Source organism: Streptosporangium sp. 'caverna' (assembly GCF_003203775.1).
Classification (GTDB): Bacteria; Actinomycetota; Actinomycetes; order Streptosporangiales; family Streptosporangiaceae; genus Streptosporangium; species Streptosporangium subroseum.
Window position 1 is genome coordinate 7,753,131 of the sequence record NZ_CP029711.1, and the last position, 21,280, is coordinate 7,774,410.

Consider the following 21,280-nt stretch of genomic DNA (forward strand, 5'->3'; position numbering starts at 1 on the left):
CGGGCGACGGCGGACGGGAGCCGGTCGGCCTCGCGGCCCCCGTCCTGACCGGGTCAGACGCCGGAGCCGTCCACCGAGGGGGAATTGGCCCCGGAGACGAACAGCCGGGGGCCGCCGGTGCCGTCGGCGGGGACGGCCCACACGTCGTTGGTGCCGTCGCTGCGCTGCAGCCCGTAGGCGACGGTCCGGTCGTCCAGCCAGATCGCCTGGTCGTCGACGCTGTGGCTCTCGGCCAGGGCGACCGTCTTCTTCGTGGCGAGGTCCAGCACGGACAGCCGCCAGCCCCGGGCGGGATCCCCGCCGATGGCGGCCTTGAACGCGATGCGGGTGCCGTCCGGGGAGAGGGAGGGGCACTCGACCCCGTCCGTCACGGTCCGGAACGTCCTGGCGGCGAAGTCGCCCTCGACGAGGTAGCGGTGTCCGCCGGAGGACATCGTGGCGTAGAACCGGTTGTCGTCGCTGGTGAAGGTGACACCCCACACGTTCATGTCCGCCGCCCGGTACGGCCGGCCGTCGACGGTGGCCGCGAACGTCTCCACCGAGTCGACCAGCGTGCCGGTGCGGGTGTCGAGAATTCCGGCGCGCGTGGAGAACCCGCCCCCGGAGGCGTAGGAATGGCCGTCGATGAACAGCGTCCAGGCGACCATCCGGCCGCTGGCGGACACACGGAGGCGGTTGGGGAACCCGGTCAGCGGGATCGACCGCCGCTCCCGGAGATCGTGACCGAGGATCGCGAGCTGGGTGGCGCCGAGCGGATTCACCGGGCGCAGGCAGGCGATGGTGTCCCCGGCGGCGAAAGCGCGGTCGCACCGCTGGGAGGTGAGGGTCCGCGGACCGCCCGGGTCCTGGAGGGAGACGGCGGACAGCACACCGTTGCTGAGCACCCGGAGCCGAGGGCCGTCGCCGAGAGCCGCGCCGGCCTCCGCCGTGCCCGGAGCCGTACTCGAGGTCGTGACAGCCGGGCCGGGATGGGCGCTGACGGTGTAGCCGATGGCCACGACGGCCAGCAGGACGGCCGCGGAACCGGCGATCGCGCCCCGCGCGCGCATGCTCAGCCCGCTCATGACGTCACCTCCACGACGCCGGCCGGCCGGTTGACGCCGTACAGGAGGGCCGCCGTCACGATGATCGCGATGACCCCGGCGAGGGCGGCGAGCGCGCACGCGGCGGTGGGACCCCAGAACTGCCACGCGGCGCCGAAGAGGATGGAGGAGCCGACGTAGGTCACCGCCTGGCCGGTCTGCACCAGGGCGAGCCCGGTCGTGCGCAGGCGTTCGGGCATGAGCGGCGCCGCCAGTGCCATCAGCACCCCGTCGGTGGCGGCGTAGAAGACTCCGTAGAGCGCGAGCACCGCGACGATGAGCGGCCACCCGCCGACCGGGCCGAGGAGCGCCAGATACACCAGGACCAGTGCGCCGTAGCCTCCGAGGGTCACCGGAAGCCGGCCGATGCGGTCGGCCAGCGCTCCCAGGGGGGCGGCGAGCAGCAGATATGCCAGGCTGGTGCCCACGGCCATCAACGGGAACCAGACGCCTGCCAGGTCCTCCCGGTCCCTCAACAGGAGATACACGAAGCCGTCACCGATGGTGGCCAGCCCGAGCAGCCCGGCGGCGAGCAGGATCCTTCTCACGCCGGCGATGCGCAGCAGGCCCGCGGCCTGGCGCGGCGAGACCGCTCCCGCCAGGGGCACCGGTCCTCGCTGGTCCCGGACGAACAGTACGAGGATCACCACCCCGAACGCCGCGACGCAGAAGCTGGTGACGAACACCGCGTCGTAACGCTGGCCGGCCACCGCGAGCACGGCCAGCGCGACCAGCGGGCCGAGGAAGGCGCCCACGCTGTCCATCGTCCGATGTACCCCGAAAGCCCTGCCCAGCTGCGCGGGCGGGGTGGACAGGGTGATCAGCGCGTCGCGGGGGGCGGTGCGCAGGCCCTTGCCCGCGCGGTCCGCGGTGATCGCCAGGCCGATCGCGCCGACCGATCCGCCCGCGGCGAGCAGGCCGAGCTTGGCGACCGCGGAGAGGCCGTAGCCGAAACCGGCCACGGCCTTACGCCGGCGCACCCGGTCGGCCAGGTAACCGCCGACGAGTCGCAGCAGCACCGTGGCGCCCGTGTAGGCGCCGTCGACCACGCCGTAGGCGGCGGGGCTGAGCTGAAGGCCGATGATGAGATAGAGCGGCAGGATCGCGGTGACCATCTCGGAGGAGATGTCGGTGACCAGGCTGACCGTGCCGAGCGCGAAGACATTGGTGCCGACCGCCCCCCAGCGGCGCCGGCCGGCCTCGCCTGTGCCGGCGTCCGGCTTCGGACGGCGGATCGTGGACAGATACACGGGCGTGCACACCTTCCCGGGGTTGCGGATGCCGCGCCCGGCGTGCGGGAGCACACCGGGCACGACGCCGTGCGGCAGACGGAGAGCGATCAGTGACAGGCGGTGGTGCCGCTGTCGGTGAAGGTCTTGCCGGCCTGGGGCACGAACTGCCACGTGTAGCTGTTGGAGTGGAGGGTGAACTTCACCACTCCGAAGGTGTTGTTGTTACGGACTTCGCTGTTGGGCAGGATCGTGCCGAAGCTGTAGAGGCCGGCTCCGCCCGTTCCGATGACGAAGTGCCGGAGGCCGCGCGCGTTGTCGAGCTGCCCGCTGGGGTTCATCGGGGCGAACCGTTCGTACTGGTGGTTGTGGCCCGTGACGATCACGTCGGCGTTGTTGTCGTACAGCGCCTGCACCAGCGGCCCCACCGAGGGGTCGGGGGCGTGGTTGGAGCCGGAGGTGAAGCGCGGGTGGTGCCAGTAGGCGAACGTGCACGCCTTGGCATTGGCCGCGAGGTCGGAACGGAGCCACTTCTCCTGCGCCGAGCCCGCGTTGCAGCCGCCCACCGATGAACAGTTGGAGTTGAGCGCCACCACGTGCCAGCTGCCGAGGTTGTAGGAGTAGTAGCCCTTGGCCGGGTCACCCGCGGCGGAGCCGAAGTAGTTGTAGTGGGCCGAGGCGCCCGGCGTGACGTATTCGTGGTTGCCGGCGACCGGACGGGTGCGCGACTTGAAGCGGCCCCAGGTGGGAGCGTAGTAGGAGGAGAAGTTCGAGGCCGAGCCGTCGGGGTAGGCCTCGTCGCCCGCGGTGAACACCGTGCCGGGGATGCCGTCCAGCAGGGCGGCGGTCGCGGTGTCCCCGGTGCCGGAGCTGGCGATGTCGCCCGCGCCGACCAGCACCGGGTCGCCCGACGGCGCCGTGGGCGTGGGGGTGGGAGTGGGCGTGGAGGACGTGCCGGTCGTGAGCACCAGCTGCGGGGCGGTGGATCCGCTCTCGCGCGAGTCGTAGTCGGCGCCGTCGGTGCTGGAGGAGGTGACGCCGATGCTGAAGGCGCCGTTGCCCTTGACGTATGAGCTCACGTCGATCTCGTACCAGGCGTTCCGGACGACCGCGCCGAGCGAGCCGAGGGTCGCACCGTCGACGGCGGGCTGGTTGTTCCAGATCACGCCGGTCTCTGACCAGGTGGTGTTGCTCATCGACGTGAAGGTGCCACCGCTGTTGCTCTCCGCACCGGAGACGTCGTCGGTGTGGATGCGGAGCTTCGCGCCGCTGACCGCCGCAGTGAGGCCGGAGACGTTGAACCTCAGGTACATCCGCTTGATCGGCGAGTTGTCCACACCGAGCTGGCCGGAGGTGCCGTAGTTGGTCGTGGCGAGGCTGTTGTCGGTGTAGGTGTCCGCGACAGGTGTCAAGGTAGTAGTTGCCGCATATGCGACCGAGGTATCGCCGAACACGCCGACGACGCCCACGGTGGTCACACTGGCGGCGACGAGAGCGATCGCGATAGCGATCTTGCGCCTGAACATTGTCGAAGCCCTCCCATACTTTGCGATGGAGGTTGTCTTGGGGGCCAACGAAACGTACATACGTGTCGATACGGCGGCATGGCGGAGAGCAGGTTGCATCATGGCCGCTCGGTGAACGGAAGAAGATCACGACTCGGCCTGTCAAACTTTCCGGCATCGGCGGTGGCCACCGGACGCCGAAGCAAGGCATGACACCACGAACAGGCACCGTCCGTGGCCGCCCGACACGCTTGACGCACAGATTTTGACGAAACCCACGACGCGGGGCACCGCGAGAAGGTCGGCGGGCACCCGCTCCCGGGAGTAGCCGCGCAATTTGATCTCCAGGGCGGGGTTCCGCAGGTCGTCCTCGGTCACCGCCTTGGCGTCGGCTCTCTTCCGGAGGGCGTCGGTCGCGGCCCCCGAGAACCGCCTCGGAGCGGTCGTCTCTCGCCGTTCCAGCCCCTTTGCCGACCCGAAACGTAGGCGACCATCCCTGCGATCCTCGGCAGCCACCCCAGAGGCATCCCATGTATGCGCAGCATGGTCACGGTCAATCCAGGCCATGACCTGCCAAGTCGAGCGTGAGCGTTGACACCGCTCCCTAAAAACCCCGATTTTTCCCTTGACAGATCGGATGTTTCGGGAGATCAATAGGCACCGAAATTTTCGTCTGGTTCGCTTCGGCCTGTAGCGGCGTGCACGCGGCGGCGAACTGATCGCATCCAGGAACCAGAGAGGACTCCATGCGGTCGACATCCCTACGAGCAGCCCTGTCCCTGCTCGTCGCACTGACGGCGACGAGCATCATGCCGCCGTCGCCGGCGAGCGCCGCGCCCGGCGACAACTACGTCTCCGATGACGCGCTGAGCTCATCGCGCACCCGCTGGTTCGACGAGGCGCGCTTCGGCATGTTCATCCATTTCGGCACGTACGCCATGTACAAGGGCCAGTACAACGCATGTCGCGAGGTCGAGTGGATCAAACGGCAGTGCAACATCCCGTGGAGTGAGTACGAGGCGAAGGCCGCCACCTTCAACCCCGCCTCGTTCGACGCGAACGCCATCGTGCAGCTGGCCAAGCAGGCCGGCCAGAAGTACATCGTCATCACCGCCAAGCACCACGACGGATTCGCCATGTGGCCCACCGCCGTCAACCGGTGGAACCTCCGCGACCATTCCGGCTTCTCCCGCGACCTCCTGCGCGAGCTCAAGACCGCCGCGACCGCCAACGGCATCAAGCTCGGCTTCTACTACTCGATCTGGGACTGGCACGACCCGGACTTCGTCGGCGACTTCCCGGCCTACGTCACCAAGATGAAGGCGCAGCTCCAGGAACTGGTGACCGGCTACGACCCCGCCGTGCTGTGGTTCGACGGCGAATGGACCGAGACCAACCCCGTCAACCCGTGGTCGGCTCAGAACGGCGAGGATCTGGAGCGGTTCGTCCACGGCATCTCGCCGCAGGTCGTCATCAACAACCGGGTGGGCAAGCGCCGCGCCGTCGACGGTGACTTCGGCACCCCCGAGCAGGCGCTCGCCGGTTCCCCGCCGTCGATCCAGCTGCAGGAGTCCTGCATGACGATCAACAACACGTGGGGATACGCGGCCTGGGACACCAACTTCAAGTCACCGACCACGATGGTGCGCGACCTGGCGACCCTGACGAGCAACGGCGCCAACCTGCTGCTCAACATCGGCCCCACCGACACCGGGGCGGTCACCGCCGGGCAGGCCGACGGCCTGCGCGGCATCGGAACGTGGATGGCCGTCAACGGGGCGGCGATCACCGGCGCGGGCCATACGGGCCTGGTCGGCCAGCCGTCCTGGGGCCGCGTCACGCGTAAGGGCAACAAGCTCTATCTGATCGTCAACTCCTGGGCCGGCACCCTGCACCTCAGCCGGCGCTCACCGTTCACGGTCACGGGCGCGCGCGTGCTCGGCAGCACCTCACCCGTGAGCGTGCGAGCCGCCGGTGACGGCTACGACTTCCTGCCCGGCGGCGGCACCACCAACGCCATCGCCACCGTCATCGAGGCCGACATCACCACCCCCGCGCCCACGGCGGCCGGCACCGGTTCCGGGCTCAGGGCGGAATTCTGGAACAACACCACTTTCACCGGCACCCCGGCGGTCACCCGGACGGATCCGACGGTCAACTACGCGTGGCGTTTCGGCGGCTCCCCGGCGCCGTCGATCGGCGTCGACAACTTCTCCGGCCGCTGGACCGGATCGATCGAGCCGCGTTACTCCGAGCGCTACACCTTCACCACCGCCTCCGATGACACCGTGCGGCTCTGGATCGACGGGCAACCGGTCATCGACAACACCACCCCGCACACGGCGGCCGTCGACCAGGGCAGCGTGACTCTCGTCGCCGGCCGCCGCTACGACATCCGCCTGGAACAGACCGAACGGGGCAGCGAGGCGTTCATGAAGCTCGCCTGGGCCAGCCCCGGCACACCGGCCCAGATCGTGCCGCAGTCGCAGCTGTATCCCACCGTGGGCACGATCCAGCGGTTCAACGACAACGTGGCCACCTACAGCACCGGCTGGGCGACCAGCAGCGCCCGGGGTTTCGGTGACTACAACGACGACGTGCGGTACACGACCACCAACGGCGCGTCGTTCACCTACGCCTTCAACGGCACCGGCATCGACTACCTGTCGGAACGCAACTCCGATCAGGGTCTCGTGGACATATACCTCGACGATGTCCTCCGGGCCACCGTCGACACCACCAGCGGCGCCCGCCTGACCCAGCAGGTCATCCACAGCGTCCGCGGGCTGTCTCGGGGAACGCACACCCTGCGCGGCGTCAAACGATCGGGCACCTACATGCTCGTCGACCGCTTCGACGTCACCCCCTAGCCGTACCCGGCCACGACACTGACGACGTCGGGCTGGCTCTGAGATGGGAGAACCTCCGGCGGGAGCGGAGACGTCCGACGCCTTCACTCCTTCCGGAGGTTCGTTCACGGCAGGCTGTTGATCCGTCGCCTCTCACCGATCCCGCGAGGGCTGGAGCCTGGCCACCTCGGCGTATTCGAAATTCATGAAACCGAGGGCGACAAAGGGCAGCCGTCCGAGGTGGGCGCGGGCCTCTTCGAGGCTGCCCGCCTCCAAGATGTTGATCACACCTGAGCCGACCGCCAGCCGGAACACCTCTTTGACGACTCCCTGCTCCCGCAACTCGTCGAGCACGCGGATCTCCTCTGGCATGTGCGGACCGATCTCATCGGGATGGGTGATCGTTCCGGTGGCGACGAAGTACATCGAACCTCTCTTGACAGGACTGTGCCCCGGCTCGACCCAGTGGCATTCGGGTCAGTGCTGGGCATCGGGCGTGGCGCTCGACCTTGCCGTGCGTGCGCGGTATGCGGCGACGTTGTTGCGGTTGCCGCAGATTTCGTAGGAGTGCCAGCGGCGGGTACGGCTGCGGGTGGTGTCGTAGAAGACCCTGCGGCACACGTCGTTGGCGCAGATCCGGAGGCGGGACCAGGTGCCCGCGGTGACCAGTGCCGCGACGTCGAGCGTGATCCCGCCGACGACGGGGTCGCCGGAGACCTGGCGCAGCCGTACGTGCCCGGGCGTGGAGAAATCCTGCTGGAACGTGACGGACGAGGTGCGCCCGGTGAAGGCGGCCCAGTCCTGTGCCGCGTCGGCGGGGTCACCCGCGGCGACCAGGTCCATGAGATCCGCACGCAGCGCACGGACGAGATCGAGCCGCCGCGGCGAAGGCTCGCCGTCCTCCTGTCCGAAGGGACGCAGAAGATCCGTGACCAGCTCGGGATTGTCGAGCTTGTCCGCGTGGATCGCGTAGGCACGCGAGTTCAGGAGGTCCACGAGCGCCGCCGCGGGTGCGGGGACACTCGCCTCCTGGTCTGTGCGTGTCGTGATCGTTGGCATGCCTCCATCCTATGACGACATGGTCTATTCAGCAACGAGCTTTACGTAAATCGCCCGAGGGTGCTACAACTGTAATTGTCAAACGAACGAAGCCGATTACGGCACGGCTGGGTACTGAGAGAGAAAAATCATGAGCCAGATCATCCTCACCGGCATCGGCGACGTCGACGACAACGTCCGCCTCGAGAAGAACCCCGATCTGACCATCGATGCCGGCGACCTGCTCGTCGCGATCGAGGCCGCGCCGGTGAACCCGGCCGACTTCCTGCTCGCCAACGGTTGGTACGGCGTGCGGCCGGAGATCCCGAGCACTCTCGGGTCCGAGGGCGTCGGCCGGGTGCTCGAGGCCGGATCCGTCTCCGACCGGGAGCTCGTCGGAAAGCGGGTCGTCATCCTGCCGACCTACGAGCAGGGCACCTGGTCGGACCGGGTCGTCGTCCCCTCCCGCAACGTCGTCGTCGTGCCCGAGGACGCCGACGCGCTGCAGCTGTCCATGCTGGCGATCAACCCGGCGACCGCGCACATCCTGCTCAACCGCTACGTCGACCTCAAGCCGGGCGAGTGGATCGGCCAGAACCTCGGCAACTCCGCCGTCGGCCAGATCGTGATCGCCCTGGCCAAGCTCGCCGGTGTCAGAACCCTCAGCGTCGTGCGCCGCGAGGAGGCCGCAGAGCAACTGCGGGCGCTGGGCGCCGACGTCGTCCTCGTCGACGGCGACGACCTCGGCGAGCGGATCGCCGAAGCCCTCGGCGGCACGCGTCTGCGACTCGTTCTCGACGGCGCGGGCGGAACCACCCCGGGCGCCCTGGCCGGCGCGCTGGAGTTCGGCGGCACCGTCGTCAGCTACTCCTCCACCACCGGCGAATCCTCCCCCCTCCCGCTCGGCGACCTCATCTACCGCGAGATCACCCTGCGCGGATTCTGGCTGGTCAACTGGATCCGCAACGCCCCCCGCGCCGAGATCGAGAAGACCTACTCCGAACTCGCCGACCTCGTCGCCCGGGGCGTGCTCACCGTTCCGGTCGAGGCCACCTATGCCCTCGATCAGTACAGGGAGGCCTTCGCCCACGCCCGCACCCCCGGGCGCGCGGGCAAGGTGCTCTTCGCCCCCAAGACCGCGAGCGCCTGAGAGGCCCCGGGGCCCTGGCTCCGATCACGCCGGCCACCCGCCCGGAGTCAGGACCCCGGCGTCTCAACGGCCACCCGCCCGAGGTCATGGCCCCGGCGTCTCAACGACGGCGACCGATCGATCGGTCGCTCGCCGGACATCCTTCGCCGGCCGGTTCCGACCGGCCGGGAAAACCACGCACCAATGAGGAAGACCTATGTCTACGTATCGCGCATTCGAACTGACGGGATCACGCAATTTCACCCTGGTGGAACGTGAACTGAGCGAGCCGCTGCCGGGGCAGGTGCGGCTGCGGGTGGAGACCTGCGGTGTCTGCCACTCCGATGTCCTGGCCGTCGAAGGACTGCGCGCGGACCCGTCCGCGCCGATCGTTCCCGGGCACGAGATCGTCGGAGTGATCGACGCGGTCGGCGCCGGGGTGACGGCCTGGCGGATCGGGGACCGGGTGGGAGTGGGTTTCCTGGGCGGTCACTGCGGTGAGTGTGAGTTCTGCCGCCGGGGTGACTTCGTCAACTGCGCGGACCAGCCGCATACGGGGACCACGGTGGACGGCGGGTACGCGGAGGTCGCGTTCGCCAGGGCCAGCGCCCTCGTGCGGATTCCGGAGGGGATGACCGCGATCGAGGCGGCGCCGCTGCTGTGCGCGGGGCTGACGACGTTCACCGCGTTGCAGCAGATCGAGAGCCGGCCCGGCGCGCTGGTGGCGGTGCAGGGTATCGGCGGGCTCGGGCACCTCGGGCTGCAGTATGCGAGCAGGCTCGGATACCGGGTCGCCGCGATCGCGCGGGGGACGGACAAGGCGGAGCTCGCGGCGAAACTGGGGGCGGAGCACTACATCGACAGTGCCGGCGAGGACCCCGGAGCGGCGTTGCAGAAGCTCGGCGGCGCCGCCGCGATCATCGCGACCGCGGCCAGTGGCGCGTCGATGTCGCCGCTGATCGCCGGGCTGGCACCTCGCGGCCGGATGATGGTGGTGGGGGCGGCGCCGGATCCGATCTCGGTGCAGACCACGGAGCTGATTTTCGGGACGCGGACGCTCAGCGGAAGCCTGACCGGTAGCTCGATCGACAACGAGGACAACCTCCGGTTCAGCCTGGCTCGGGGCATCCACCCGATGACCGAGGTCCTGCCGATGGCGGACGCGGCCAAGGCCTACGAGCACATGCTGTCCGGCCAGGCTCGGTTCCGCGTCGTACTGGACATGACGGCTTGAGACGGAGGCGTGGGCGCTCGTGAGGTGGTCGCGAGCGCCCCGCTTTACAATGTAGATCAATAACTTCCCGCCCGGCATGTTCCGAGGCTGGACCAGGATGTTCACCGACCCCCTCCCCCGCGCGGTCATCGCCGACCGCCGCACCCGCAACGGAACGACCACCAAAGCCGGCACCCACTCCTACCGCCTCGCGCAGACCCGCGCCGGACACAACGCCGGCCGAGAGTCCGTCGTCGTTGCCGGGGCAGGAATCGATCCTGGTGGGGACGGGTGAGTCGAAGGTTGTTGCTGAAGCGGCAACAGGATTCGCGGGCTTCCGGGCCACCGTCCCATGATTGGGAGACGCGCCAGAGGAGCGCTTCGATTCGGGGGGATTCATGTCGCGGGCAGTTCAGGCTGGGGAAACGCACCGTCTGGTTCCCTCTCCGGCGGGCCGGACCCATCTGGTGGAGCGGGGCACCGGGCCGCTGGTGCTGTTGGTGCACGGGTTTCCGGAGTCCTGGTACTCCTGGCGCCACCAGCTGGCGGCACTGGCCGCGGCCGGATACCGGGCGGTGGCGGTGGACGTGCGCGGATACGGCCGTTCGTCCAGGCCGGATGGGGTGGCGGCCTACCGGATGCTGGAACTGGTCGAGGACAACGTCGCGGTGGTGCACGCCCTCGGCGAGGAGACCGCGATCATCATCGGTCACGACTGGGGTTCGAACATCGCCGCCGGCAGCGCCCTGGTCCGGCCGGAGGTGTTCACCGCGGTCGGGCTGCTGAGCGTCCCCTACGCGCCGCGGGGCGGGCCCCGGCCCAGCGAGGTCTTCGCCCGGATGGGCGGCGAGGAGGAGTTCTACGTCAGCTACTTCCAGCAGCCCGGCCGGGCCGAGGCCGAGATCGAACCGGACGTCCGCGGCTGGCTGGCCGGGTTCTACGCCGCGCTCTCCGGCGACACGATGCCCGCCCCCGGCATGCCCGACCCTCATTTCACCACCCGCGGCGGCACGCTCCGCGAGAGGTTCCCCACCGGCCCGCTGCCGTTCTGGCTCGACCAGGACGACCTGGACGTCTACGCCGGAGAGTTCGAACGCACCGGCATGAGCGCGGCACTCAACCGTTATCGGAACATGGACCGGGACTGGGAAGACCTCGCTCCGTGGGACGCGGCCCCCATCATTCAACCGTCGGTGTTCATCGGAGGCGCCCTGGACGCCTCCACCACCTGGATGAACGACGCGATCGACGCCTACCCCGTCACTCTGCCCGGACTCGCCTCCTCTCATCTCCTCGACGGTTGCGGCCACTGGATCCAGCAAGAACGCGCCCACGAGGTCAACCAGATCCTGACCGGCTGGCTCGCCTCCCTGCCCGCCTGAATCACTCCGCCGCTCGTCCGTGCCGGATGCCCGAACTCATGACACTTCCGGACGATGCCAGGTCGGCCGTCTCGGCGTGGCCGTCTCGTGCCGGATCCGAGGTCTGGTGGGTCCCGGGGCCGGGTTGGCTGGACGCCGGGCGCGAACTCTGGTCCTGGCGGCGGGCGCCGGTGCGCCGGAGCTGGAGGACGGCCACGGACGACAGCACCAGCGCGCCGCCGGCGAGCTGCACCGGGGTCAGGGACTCGCCGAGGATGAGCGCGGCCAGTGCGGCGGTGACGACGGGCTCGAAGGTGGACAGGATGGCGGCGTTCGACGGGCCGGTGCGCCTGAGCCCGGCGAAGAAGGTCAGCATCGCCACGACGGTGGAGACCACGGCGATGCAGGCCAGCCAGAGCCATCCCGACACCCCGAAGCCGAGATCGACGCCGCCGGTGAGCAGGGCGCGGGCGCCGAGGGTGCCGGCCGCGCCGGTCATCACCAGCGCGGACAGCACCACCGGTGCCAGCCGGTGCACGACGGTGTCGGCGACGAGGATGTAGACGGTGTAGGTGATCGCGGAGGTGAAGGCCAGCAGCGCCCCGAGCGGGTGGAAGCTCACGCCGCCGGCGCCGATCAGGACCAGCAGCGTTCCGCCCGAGGCGGCCACCAGCGCGGCTCCGCGCGCGGGGGTGAGCCGGTCACGGCCGAGCAGCACCGCCACCACGGTGACCATGACCGGGTAGGTGTAGAGGATCAGAGCCAGCAGGGATGCGTCCATCAGCTGCAGCGCGGAGAAGAACAGACTCGCCTGCGTGGCGTACCCGATGGCACCCAGGCCGATGGCGATGGCCAGCACCCGGCCGCGCGTCATCGCCGGCCGACCGGCCGCCTCACCCCGGGGAGAACCGGAGGCGGCGCGGCGCAGCCCCGGCCGCACCAGCAAGATGATCCCGAGCAGGACGGCGGCCAGGGTGAAACGCACCAGCAGCAGCGCCCCGGGGGAGACGCCGGCGTCGTAGGCGAGCTTGCCAAAGATCGCCATGGCGCCGAAGCCGGCCGCGGACAGAAGACACAGTGCTGCACCCATGCACCCAAGGATTGGACACTTGACCCATCGGGTCCAGCGATGATTTCCGGAGGTGACTCGTTAGGATTCCCGCATGATCGAGCTGGACCTTCGACGGCTGCGCTTTCTGCGGGAGTTCGAGGAAAGAGGCACCCTGGCCGCAGTCGCCGCAGCTCTGGGCTACAGCCCTTCCACGGTCTCCCAGCAGCTCGCCCTGCTGGAGAAGGAGGTCGGCGCCCGGCTGCTCGACAAGGCCGGGCGCGGTGTGCGGCTTACCGACGCCGGACGCCTGCTCGCTCAGCACGCGCGGGTGTTGCTGTCAGCCGCCGAGGCGGCAGAAGCCGACCTTGCCGCCCTCAGTGGCGACGTCCGGGGCACCGTCCGCGCCGGCGGCCTGCAGTCGGCGGCCCGCCGCCTCCTCATCCCGGCAGTGGCCCGTATGAAGGCAGAGCACCCGCAGGTTCGCGTGGAGATCTTCGAGCTGGAACTCGAACAGTCCCTGCCGGGTCTACGCCTGGGCGCGGTCGACCTCGTCATCGGCGACGAGTACGACAGCCACCCCCGCCCTCGCCCGGCCGGACTCCGCTTCATGCTTCTGCTCGAAGAGCACCTGAAGATCGTGCTGCCGGCCGCGCATCCACTCGCCCAGCCGGGGAGCCCCGTGGCGGTCACCGACCTGCGATCCGACATCTGGGCCGCCTCCGCCGAGGGCACCGGCCAGCACGCCATGGTCGTCGGGACCTGCCGCGCCCTCGGCGGCTACGAGCCCGACCTCCGGCACCGCTCCAACGACGCCGACGTCCAACTCGAACTCGTCCGCGCCGCGACCGCCGTCGCCCTCCTGCCGACCCTGACCCTGCCCGGCAACGACCCCGCCCTCGCGATCCGGGACATCGCCGAAACCACCCTCAAACGCCGCCTGGTCGCCGTCACCCGAGACACCCCACCCACTCCCGCACTGACCGCCCTCCTGACAGCCGTGACGGACCAGGTGAACAAGCTCGACCTGTGAGCGACGCCAGACCAGGGACCAGGTCCAGTAGACCTCCGGTGCGATCAGCGGACCGCGTAGAGGAGCAGGAGACCGAGAGCCGATCAGCGGAAGACCCGGCGCACCGATCGAACTCCTTGAGTACGCGGCCGGCGCGGGGCCGCCGTAGCCGTGAGAGATCACCGTCGTCCGGGAGATCTCGATCCGGATGTCCCAATGTAGGCCTCCCCGTTGGGCCTGATTACGCCGGTGCTCACCAGATGTTAGGGAAGCACCGATAGACAAGGTCGTCGCTACAGAGCGGTCACTGGCCCCGCTTTGGGTCGAACGCCGTTGTTGATGGACTTTTCTGCGGTTCCTGGGGGGACGAGCTGATGTCGCGGGTGGATTTCACGGACGTCAGCGAGGCCGCGTGCGAGCGCGCCGCCCCCGTCTTCAGCCTCGATCAAGGGCAAGCCGTCGCCCTGGGCCGCCGGCCAGACCGTCCAGGGGGCAGCGCGTCGCTCGAGTGACCCTCCCCCGCCGGCCACCGGCGGAGCGGCTGTCCCACAGACCGCCGACGAGCAGCAGGCCGCATCCACAGGACAAGGAAACCCGCGCCGTATCCCTCTCCGGCCATGCCTGACCGGACCTCCTGGCGCGAACCCGGTTGATCTCTCTGTAAGGAGAACGCTCCGCATGCCCCCCACCTCCAGGGGAATCACCCGACGTTCCCTCATGGCCGGCGGCGCCGGCCTGGGCCTCGCCGTCGCGCTCAACTCGCCCGTGCGCGCGGGAATCCGATCCACGGGCAGCCGCCCCACCCCGCTGACCGACGTGTTCCAGCTGGGCGTGGCCTCCGGTGAACCGGACTCGCGGGGAGTCGTCCTGTGGACCCGCCTCGCCATGGACCCCGTCTCCCCCGACGGTCTCGGCGGCATGCCCAACCGGCAGGTGCCGGTCCACTGGCAGGTCGCCAAGGACGAGCGGTTCAAGAAGATCGTACGGCGGGGGGTCGAGAGCGCGAGGCCCGAGGAGGCGCACAGCGTCCACGTCGAGCTGGACGGCCTGGACTCCGGCGCCGAGTACTTCTACCGGTTCAAGGTGGAGAACGAGCTGTCGCCCGCGGGCCGTACGCTCACCGCTCCCGCGCCCGGGACCAGGAAGCGCGACCTGCACCTGTCGTTCACCTCCTGCGCCGACTACCAGAAGGGCTGGTTCACGCCCTACCGCCGCATGGCGGAGGACCACCCCGATCTGATCGCCTTCCTCGGCGACTACATCTACGAGTACGGCGACTACAAGTACCCGGTGCGCGACCAGGCCGGCGGGGAGTGCTTCGACCTGGCCGGTTACCGGCTGCGGCACGCCCAGCACAAGGCCGACCTCGACCTGCAGATGGCCCACGCGATCGCACCGTGGACCGTGGTCTTCGACGACCACGACGTCGACAACGCCTGGGCCGGTGACGTCCCCGAGCAGATCGATCCGCCGTTCCCGGCGCGCAGGGCCGCCGCCTTCCAGGCGTTCTGGGAGAACATGCCGATGCGCCGGTCACAGAGGCCGAAAGGCCCCGAGATGTCGCTGTACCACACGCTGCGCTGGGGCTCCCTCGCCAACATGCACATGCTCGACACCCGGCAGTATCGCGACCTCTACGCGTGCACCGGCAAGTCCGGCACCGTCGGCGACGACTGCACCGACCGGTTCGACCAGAACCGCACCATCCTCGGCGCCGACCAGGAGGCCTGGCTGAGCGGCCGGCTCCGCGACTCCCGGGCCGTCTGGGACCTGCTCGGCCAGCAGGTCTTCTTCATGCAGATGGACTGGACGAACGGCCCGGCGCACGGCTACTCCAACGAGGGCTGGGACGGCTACGTCGCCGGCCGCAACCGGGTGACGGCGGCCATCGCCGACAACGGGCGCAACGGCGTGGTCCTCACCGGAGACGTTCACGCCCACTGGGCGGGCGAGGTGAAGCGCGACTACGCCGACCCCGAGTCGCCGTCCGTCGCCGTCGAGCTGGTCTCCACCTCGGTCACCTCCGAGGGCGACGGCGTCGACGCGGCCGCCAACACCCAGGCCCTCCTGGCCGAGAACCCGCACGTGAAGTTCTTCAACGGCCGCCGCGGCTACGTGCGGACCGTTCTCTCCGAGCGGGAGATGAAGGTCGACTTCCGCTCGCTGGGTTACGTCTCCGAGCCGTACGCCCCGGCGTATACCTCCGGCTCCTTCGTCATCGAGCCCGGCAATCCCACCCTGAACCCCGCCTGACGGAGCCCTCCCCCATGTATCGCAGAACGGCCGCCGCCCTGGCGGTCCTCCTCGGCGCGCTCGCCGTCCCGGTCGCCTCCACGGCTCAGGCCCGGACCGCGCCCCCACCCATCAGCGCCCCGCCCATGGGCTGGAACAGCCGTGTGCTCGCCTGCAACGTCTCCGAGGCGGCGATCAAGAACGCCGCCGACACGCTGGCCGGCAACGGCCTGGCCGCGGCGGGCTACAGACACGTGATCATCGATGGTTGCTGGCTCGCCAGGCAGCGGGACCAGCAGGACGGCCTCGTCGCCGACCCCGCCCGTTTCCCCAGCGGGATCAAGGCACTCGCCGACTACGTCCACGGCAAGGGCCTCAAACTCGGGCTCAGCCACTCGGCCGGCACCACCGCCTGCTCCGGCGGCGGTCCGGGCGCCTACAGGCACGAGGCGGCCGACGGGGCGCAGATCGCGAGCTGGGGCGTCGACTACCTCAAATACGACTGGTGCTCGATCCCGACCGCGGACTTCCCCGGCCAGAACGTCCAGCAGATCGCCCAGACGCTCTACCCGCCGATGCGCGACGCGCTCGGCGACCCGGTCGCGTTCGCGATGAACAACGAGGACGGCAGCACCGTCCCGTGGCTCTGGGGCAGGCAGGTCGCCACCACCTGGCGTACCAACGTCGTGACCTCCCCGCTGGCCGACTCCTACGGGAGCATGGTGACCGCCTGGGAGAACAACATGCTGCGCGGTGAGTACGCCGGGCCGGGCAGCTGGAACGACCCGGACCTGCTCCAGGCCGGCCGGGGCGGCATGTCGGCCAGGGAGTACCAGACCCAGTTCAGCCTCTGGGCCGTCATGGCGTCCCCGCTGATCGCTCAGGCCGACGTGGCCAAGCTGAACGGCGACATCATCGGCAACGCCAAGGTGATCGCCGTCGACCAGGACCCCCTGGGGGTGCAGGGCCACTACACCAGCACCGACGGCTGGTACCACGTCATCGACAAACCGCTCCGGAACGGCGACCACGCGGTGGTGCTGTTCAACGAGAGCAACCGCTACGCGACCATCACCGCGACGGCCGGACGGCTCAGGCTGCCCGCCTCTCCTGAGTACCGGGTCGAGGACCTGTGGACCGGCGCCGTCTCCCTGACCAAGGGAGACATCGGCGCGGCCGTGCCCCCGCACGGCGTGGTGATGTACCGGATCAGCGCTGGTGGACGGGCCGATGCCCCGCCCGCGGTGACGTTCGAGGTCGACCCGTCCTCGTTCCTCGGGAACAACCGGCCGACGATCCTCGAACCCGGCAGGGCCAACCGGATCATCACCCGGGTCGTCAACACCGGTGGCACCGACAAGATCAACAAGGCCGCCGTCTCGCTGACCCCGCCCGACGGATGGAAGGCGAAGGCCGTCACCCCCGCCACCTCGAAGAACCTCGCGGCCGGTGACGTCTTCGAGACGACGTGGGAGGTCACTCCGCCCGCCGACGGGCAGCTGACCACCTACCAGATCGGCGGCAGGGTCACCTGGAAGGGCGGGCCCGAGATCACCTCCGGCGCCGACGTCCTGGCGGGCAGGGCTCCCGCCTCGGGGACGACCTACCTGAGTGACCTGCCGTGGACCGTGATGACCAACCACCTCGGGTCCGTCGAGCGGGACCGGAGCAACGGCGACGGCGGCGCCGCCGACGGCCGCCCCCTCACCGTCGAGGGCACGGTGTACGCCAAGGGCCTCGGTGGCCACGCCCCCGCGGATGTCGAGTTCTACGTGGGCGGCCGGTGCTCCACGGTCGAGTTCCTCGGCGGGGTCGACGACGAGGTCGACGAGCCGACGATCAAGCACGGGTCGGTGGAGTTCCAGGTCTGGACGGACGGCGAACTCGCCGCCCGGTCCGGCGTGGTCACGGGTGACCAGCCCGCGAAGAAGGTCACCGCCTCGGTGAAGGGGGCGACGTACATCCGCCTGGTCGCCACCAACGGCGTCGACAACGCCTACTGGGACCACGCCGACTTCGCGGACGCGAAGATCACCTGCGACTGAGAGAGCGCCTTGATCCTGTCGACCTGGGCCGGCTGGAGCCGGTCCAGGTCGACAGGCATATACAGCAGTGCGTGACTAACGGTCCGGCCGCTGTGGTCGCTGAATCCGGAGACGCAGCTCTCGTTCACGGTTCTCGTGCCGCTGCTCGCGACGGAGCTCCCGTTCTTCGGCGTCCTTCTGGTCCCAGCGCCACACACTGATGATCAACGGTGGCCGTACTCGTGTCGTCAGCAGGCCCCTGCCCCAGGTCGAGCTTGCGGAGGAGCGCTATATACCGCGGCTGCCGTCGAGACTCTCGCGAATGATGTCCGCATGACCGGCGTGCCGGGCCGTCTCCTCGATCATGTGAAGCAGGACCCAACGCAGGTTCCTGCCCGCCAGGGCGGGCAGACTGCACGGATCCTCCAGTGACATGCCCGCGACGATCCCCCGCGAGATGGCCACCTGCTCCTCGAAGAAGGCCGTCCAGTGCTTCACCGTGTCCCCCTCGTCAACACGGAAGTCTTCGTCTCTCCAGCCCTGGACCTCTGCTTCGGTCCACTCGCCGGGAAGTGCCCGCCCCGCAACGACGATCTGAAACCACCTGCGCTCCCAGAGGGCCGAGTGTTTGAGCAGGCCCATCAAGGACAACGAGCTCACCGTCGGAGTCATGCGGGCATCCGTGTCAGAGACACCTTCGACCTTCCGAAGCAGATCGGCGCGCTGCTTGTCGAGAAAGCCGCAAAGGGCCTCCCGCTCGGTAGAAGTCGAGAACTGGCTGACTGTCATGTCCAGACGCTACCGGTTCACAGGGGCAGCTCCCCGACCGGTGCTGCTGCGCAGCTATCCAGCATGAAGATCACGATCTACTGCTGGAGTACTAGGGGCGTATCCACCTGGCCGGTGAGGGCCAGCGCGAAAATGGCGATGAAACACACCCATGCGGCGGTCTTGGCGGCGATTTCCATCGTGTCGATGCGTTCTTCGAACAGGGATATCCGTTACCTCGACACTGTCGAGTGGAGCAGTCGTTCCGGCATGGATGGAATGGCCGAAATATCGGATCCGTCCATTCTCTCGCCCGTAGTTCCGGGACGGAGATGCGATATCAGCGGTGTCCGGGACTTGTCGGTGTAGACGATCCATATCTACTGTGGTATTAATTTTTCTCTTTCATGGCGGGGTCCTGGAGAGGACGGGGCGGCGTGGCCGAGCCGATGGTGCCCAATCCCCGGCACGCGAAGCTGCAGCGTCTCCTCACCGAGGCCCAGGAGAGGGCACAGGAGGTACGGCAGGCCTACCAGCGTGCCTCCTCGGCGATGCGGTCGGGAAAGGTCTGGACGGGGCCGACGGCCACCACGTGGACCACCGAACTGGAAGACCGGCACCAGCGGCTGGGACGGCTCGCGCAGCGCGTGGTGGACGCGATCGAGGAGGAGCTACGCCGCCATCCTCCGCTGGTGACCGAGTCCCAGGCGAACGCCACACGCCGGGAGATGGCCGGGCGCACATGACCGTCGTGACCGCGAAGGGAAGACTCCATGGCACCCACCGCCGAATTCTGCGGCATCGATCCCGAGGAGATGGGACAGCTCGCCGCCTCCCTGCGCGGTGCGGCGGACCGGCTGACCGCGTTCAGCAAGGAATTCGAGGGGAAGCTCCGCCAGCACGGGATCAGCACCCCCGCGCTGCGGGAGATCGCTGACATCGCCGACTGGGGCGGCACGCAGGTCTTCATGCTCCACGGCCGGATCGACCTGATAAACGCCCTGGGCAAGGGCGCCCCGGAGTTGGGTGGGGCGGGCGGCGCAGCCTCGATGGCGGCGGGCGGGCAGGGGATCGTCCGCCTCCCCGACGAGTTGGAAGGCTTCGAGACCGCCCGAGGCCTGGCGAACATGTACGGCAACGACATCCTCGTCAACCGCGGCGGCGAACTCCAGGCCGCGCTCATCCACGAACACGCCGACGAGGTCGCCAAGCTCGCGAAGAACCCCCAGGCCGCCGCCGCCTTCTTCGCCCTGCTGTCTCCAACGGTCCGCGACAGCCTGCCTGGTCTCATCGCGAGCACCGGCAGCACGACCGCCAAGCAGGACCTGGCCGCCTTCAGCACGGCCCTCGGCGCGGCCCTGCGCGCCCCCGCCCTCGTCCCGGCCTTCGCCAAGGTCAGAAGCGATCTGGTGAGACCGGCCGGCAGCAAGGTCGCCGCGTGGAACCGGCTCGCATTGCTCCAGGGCGCGAACGCCCCTTCCAACGTGCGCAGCGCGGCGGCCCGCACCCTGGTCCTGGACGAGTTCATGAAGAAGCCCCAACAGGACTGGCGCGCGGCCGGCCCCACCGAGGTGAGGGCGTACGGCCTGCCCTCCGACGTGGTCGCGCTGGGACTGGAGGTGCTCGCCGGGAACGGTACCGCGGCGCGGGACGCGTTCGCCACAATGGGCGGTACAGACGTCAAGCTGAGCCAGGTCGAGAAGATGAAGCGGTTCCTCGACTATGCCAAGGGGACGGGCACCGGGGACGAGGTGGCCGACGCCTTCGGCCGGGTGATGGAGGCGGGCGCCGAGACCACAACCGAGAAGGCAGGACAGCACAGCCCGGCCGCCTCCGCCTTCGCCTTGGACGCGATACGGGCTGCGGGCTCCTTCGGCGACGACCTGCCGAGACCCGCCGGAGACTCCATGGTCGTCATCGCCACGTCGTACATCCACGAACTGGCCTCGGGCGCCCGCTTCGACAAGGCTGCCTATCGAGGTTCCGGTATGGCACTCCCGGAGAACTGGGCCCCCCTTCCCAACGTGACCCCGGCGTTCTATCTCAGCCCGGGGGATACTCATCGCTTCTTCAAGACCTTTGTCGGGGACAAGCAACTCACCAACGACTTCGACAAGACTGCAGCGCAATTCCGCCACGACACACTGACGGCGGCGGCTCACCTGGACGCGCAAGCCGGGACCCAGCACTTCGAGGGCGCTTCGAGGATGTTCGGCGACCTCGCCGGTCTGGAGTTCAAGGCCACACTGGACGTGCGTGGCGAGATGGATGCCACTGACGACCTGATCCGCGACATCACCAAAAACACCCTCTCTCTCGGGATCGACCGCGTTCCCTTGACGGGTGTCCTCACGCATAACGCCATCCAGGAAACATGGGAGCTGACCAAGGCATACGGTGTCAGCACCCTGCTCGACATGTGGGCCGACAGCTTCGAGACGCGGGTCGAAGAGGCCACCGGAAACCGGTCAGACTTCGCCCTGCGCTTAAAATACGATATGGCACACCTTCTCCATAGCGCCGATTACCCCGCAAACGATCTGCCTGCTGAACTCATCAGCAAAACCACTGGAAGCCTTAAGACTTACGACGAATTTGTCGCCGAGGCCAAACGCGAGACCAGCGGCAGTGATACGAAATGGGAACAGTCGCTAGGAAATAAATTGATTGCCTATGAACGCTGGATGGACAGCAACGAAAAACTTGATATCAAAGTTGAGAACTCTTCCAGAATTCAAGTCAACGAAACGGCCCAGGAGCAACTGCGCATATGGGGTTGAGATGGGCGTG

General features: G+C 68.7%; 17 protein-coding genes. 10 read left to right on the forward strand and 7 right to left on the reverse strand.

Annotation, left to right across the window (positions count from 1 at the left end):
* Nucleotides 1-53: 53 nt before the first annotated feature.
* From DKM19_RS33770 to DKM19_RS33780, 3 genes are all read right to left on the reverse strand, one after another.
* Nucleotides 54-1,064: a hypothetical protein gene (locus DKM19_RS33770; protein WP_110701387.1), complete on the reverse strand. Its 1,011-nt coding sequence runs from the start codon at nucleotides 1,062-1,064 to the stop codon at nucleotides 54-56.
* Entirely contained in the window at nucleotides 1,061-2,332 is a 1,272-nt protein-coding gene (locus DKM19_RS33775; RefSeq protein WP_110706181.1) for an MFS transporter, read from the reverse strand. The genes DKM19_RS33770 and DKM19_RS33775 overlap by 4 nt, the downstream gene beginning before the upstream one ends.
* Nucleotides 2,333-2,421: 89 nt before the next feature.
* On the reverse strand, nucleotides 2,422-3,837 hold the full coding sequence (locus tag DKM19_RS33780) for a DNRLRE domain-containing protein (RefSeq protein ID WP_110701388.1): 1,416 nt from the start codon (nucleotides 3,835-3,837) through the stop codon (nucleotides 2,422-2,424).
* Nucleotides 3,838-4,562: 725 nt separating this feature from the next.
* Between DKM19_RS33780 and DKM19_RS33785 the strand changes: the two genes are divergently transcribed.
* Nucleotides 4,563-6,686 (forward strand): alpha-L-fucosidase, encoded by a 2,124-nt coding sequence (locus DKM19_RS33785; protein ID WP_110701390.1) that lies wholly within the window; start codon nucleotides 4,563-4,565, stop codon nucleotides 6,684-6,686.
* Nucleotides 6,687-6,818: 132 nt separating this feature from the next.
* On the opposite strand, the gene DKM19_RS33790 is transcribed toward DKM19_RS33785, so the two are convergent.
* Together DKM19_RS33790 and DKM19_RS33795 are read right to left on the reverse strand one after the other, a co-directional pair.
* Nucleotides 6,819-7,091, reverse strand: a complete 273-nt coding sequence (locus DKM19_RS33790; RefSeq protein ID WP_110701392.1) for a hypothetical protein — start codon at nucleotides 7,089-7,091, stop codon at nucleotides 6,819-6,821.
* A gap of 51 nt (nucleotides 7,092-7,142) precedes the next feature.
* Nucleotides 7,143-7,724, reverse strand: a complete 582-nt coding sequence (locus DKM19_RS33795) for a CGNR zinc finger domain-containing protein (RefSeq protein WP_110701394.1) — start codon at nucleotides 7,722-7,724, stop codon at nucleotides 7,143-7,145.
* 130 nt (nucleotides 7,725-7,854) lie between these two features.
* Between DKM19_RS33795 and DKM19_RS33800 the strand changes: the two genes are divergently transcribed.
* The 4 genes from DKM19_RS33800 (at nucleotide 7,855) to DKM19_RS33815 (ending at nucleotide 11,427) form a co-directional block, all read left to right on the forward strand.
* Nucleotides 7,855-8,853 carry a zinc-dependent alcohol dehydrogenase family protein gene (locus DKM19_RS33800; protein WP_110701396.1) on the forward strand — a complete coding sequence of 333 codons (999 nt, stop codon included), beginning with the start codon at nucleotides 7,855-7,857 and terminating at the stop codon, nucleotides 8,851-8,853.
* Nucleotides 8,854-9,049: 196 nt separating this feature from the next.
* Complete coding sequence (locus DKM19_RS33805; RefSeq protein ID WP_110701398.1) at nucleotides 9,050-10,066, forward strand: alcohol dehydrogenase catalytic domain-containing protein; 1,017 nt, start codon at nucleotides 9,050-9,052, stop codon at nucleotides 10,064-10,066.
* 97 nt (nucleotides 10,067-10,163) lie between these two features.
* Nucleotides 10,164-10,340 (forward strand): hypothetical protein, encoded by a 177-nt coding sequence (locus tag DKM19_RS33810; RefSeq protein ID WP_162641970.1) that lies wholly within the window; start codon nucleotides 10,164-10,166, stop codon nucleotides 10,338-10,340.
* Nucleotides 10,341-10,443: 103 nt separating this feature from the next.
* Nucleotides 10,444-11,427: an alpha/beta fold hydrolase gene (locus tag DKM19_RS33815; RefSeq protein ID WP_110701402.1), complete on the forward strand. Its 984-nt coding sequence runs from the start codon at nucleotides 10,444-10,446 to the stop codon at nucleotides 11,425-11,427.
* Nucleotide 11,428: 1 nt separating this feature from the next.
* Here DKM19_RS33815 and DKM19_RS33820 read toward each other — a convergent pair whose 3' ends face one another.
* A complete protein-coding gene (locus tag DKM19_RS33820; RefSeq protein ID WP_110701404.1) occupies nucleotides 11,429-12,496 on the reverse strand; it encodes a DMT family transporter in 1,068 nt (355 codons plus the stop codon).
* 73 nt (nucleotides 12,497-12,569) lie between these two features.
* Here DKM19_RS33820 and DKM19_RS33825 point away from each other — a divergent pair, with 73 nt between their 5' ends.
* The 3 genes from DKM19_RS33825 to DKM19_RS33835 all read left to right on the forward strand — a co-directional run bounded on the left by DKM19_RS33825 (nucleotide 12,570) and on the right by DKM19_RS33835 (nucleotide 17,743).
* Entirely contained in the window at nucleotides 12,570-13,487 is a 918-nt protein-coding gene (locus tag DKM19_RS33825; protein WP_110701406.1) for a LysR family transcriptional regulator, read from the forward strand.
* Between the two features lie 657 nt (nucleotides 13,488-14,144).
* On the forward strand, nucleotides 14,145-15,719 hold the full coding sequence (locus DKM19_RS33830; protein ID WP_110701408.1) for an alkaline phosphatase: 1,575 nt from the start codon (nucleotides 14,145-14,147) through the stop codon (nucleotides 15,717-15,719).
* A gap of 14 nt (nucleotides 15,720-15,733) precedes the next feature.
* Nucleotides 15,734-17,743 carry an NPCBM/NEW2 domain-containing protein gene (locus DKM19_RS33835; protein WP_110701410.1) on the forward strand — a complete coding sequence of 670 codons (2,010 nt, stop codon included), beginning with the start codon at nucleotides 15,734-15,736 and terminating at the stop codon, nucleotides 17,741-17,743.
* Nucleotides 17,744-18,010: 267 nt separating this feature from the next.
* Here DKM19_RS33835 and DKM19_RS33840 read toward each other — a convergent pair whose 3' ends face one another.
* Nucleotides 18,011-18,511 carry a DinB family protein gene (locus DKM19_RS33840; protein ID WP_110701412.1) on the reverse strand — a complete coding sequence of 167 codons (501 nt, stop codon included), beginning with the start codon at nucleotides 18,509-18,511 and terminating at the stop codon, nucleotides 18,011-18,013.
* A gap of 416 nt (nucleotides 18,512-18,927) precedes the next feature.
* Between DKM19_RS33840 and DKM19_RS33845 the strand changes: the two genes are divergently transcribed.
* Together DKM19_RS33845 and DKM19_RS33850 are read left to right on the forward strand one after the other, a co-directional pair.
* Complete coding sequence (locus DKM19_RS33845) at nucleotides 18,928-19,236, forward strand: hypothetical protein (protein ID WP_110701414.1); 309 nt, start codon at nucleotides 18,928-18,930, stop codon at nucleotides 19,234-19,236.
* Nucleotides 19,237-19,263: 27 nt separating this feature from the next.
* Nucleotides 19,264-21,270: a hypothetical protein gene (locus DKM19_RS33850; protein WP_110701416.1), complete on the forward strand. Its 2,007-nt coding sequence runs from the start codon at nucleotides 19,264-19,266 to the stop codon at nucleotides 21,268-21,270.
* Nucleotides 21,271-21,280 lie beyond the last annotated feature (10 nt).